We start from the raw sequence: 1,032 nt of genomic DNA on the forward strand, positions 1-1,032 counted from the left end.
CCTCCCCGTAACAGCGTCAGCTGCGTTGTTCCCTCGCTTTTTTGGCCAGAGCGCGCAATCCGCGCGGGCCGGGGACCGGATTTCCGTCCTCCAGCGCCATCCATTCCGCGGTGACGAGCCACTGCCGCTGGGCGCGGGCGTCGGCTGTGTCGTTGAACACCCGCCGGCCCCGGTCGTCGCGCAGCTCATAGGCCATGACCGACCAGCGTGGCGGGCGCCCGTTCTCGGCCACCTGGTCGCGCAGATAGGCCGCCACCAGGGTGCCGATCATGTTCACCGGCCGCAGCGAGACCCGGTTGCCGTAGCGGACGCCGAAGAAACGCCTTCCGGCACACAGGGATCGGGGCTCGGCGCTGTAGGCGATCCAGCCCGACCGCTGCGCGCGCTCGATGAGCCACAGGTGCTTGATGGCGGTCGGCGGGATGTCACCGACCCGGTCCCGGATCAGCGCGATCACCGGTTCGGTGAGCAGGATGTCGCGCCGGGTCGGACCGGTGCCGTGCGCGGTCCAGTATTCGTCGGTCAACTTGGCCAGGACCCGCCCGAAGTCGTCGATGCTGCGCTGCGCCCGGCGGCCCAGCCGCTCGATGCGCTCGGCCTCGGTCCGCATGTCGTTCTGCACCATGTGGGTGCGGATGGCGGCCAGGGTCGGCACCTGGCGGCGCTGCAGCAGTTCCAGGATCGCGCCCGCTGTGGCCGGATCGGCAGCCGCCGACACCGGTAGCGAATCGCGCTTGATGTCGAAATCGTGCGGGCTGATGGCCCGGCTGAGCAGTCCGACGGCGGCGCTGTCGTCCGCGAATTCGGTGCTGGAGAGCCAGGCGGTGGCGATGTCGTCGTGCGAAGGCACGGGGCATGTCCTCCGGAGGATTTGGTTGTGCCCCGGTCGGGATGAGGGACCGGCCGGGGCAACCAACCTGATGAAGGTTTGGCTACCGAAGTTGCCGATGTCCACGGTAGCCAAGGGATTGCGATCTTGCCCCACCGTTTCACAGGATCGTTATATCCGCTCTGTGGAGTTGAAACAGGACG

Annotated in this window: 1 protein-coding gene; it reads right to left on the bottom strand. The window is 68.0% G+C overall.

All coding sequences use genetic code 11. From position 1 onward, the window contains the following. Positions 1 to 16 precede the first annotated feature (16 nt). A complete protein-coding gene (locus ACIRS4_RS39230) occupies positions 17 to 850 on the bottom strand; it encodes a hypothetical protein (protein WP_404205217.1) in 834 nt (277 codons plus the stop codon). Between the last annotated feature and the right edge of the window lie 182 nt (positions 851 to 1,032).

Origin of the sequence: Streptomyces sp. NPDC101166 (assembly GCF_044768125.1) — a bacterium.
Lineage (GTDB): Bacteria > Actinomycetota > Actinomycetes > Streptomycetales > Streptomycetaceae > Streptomyces.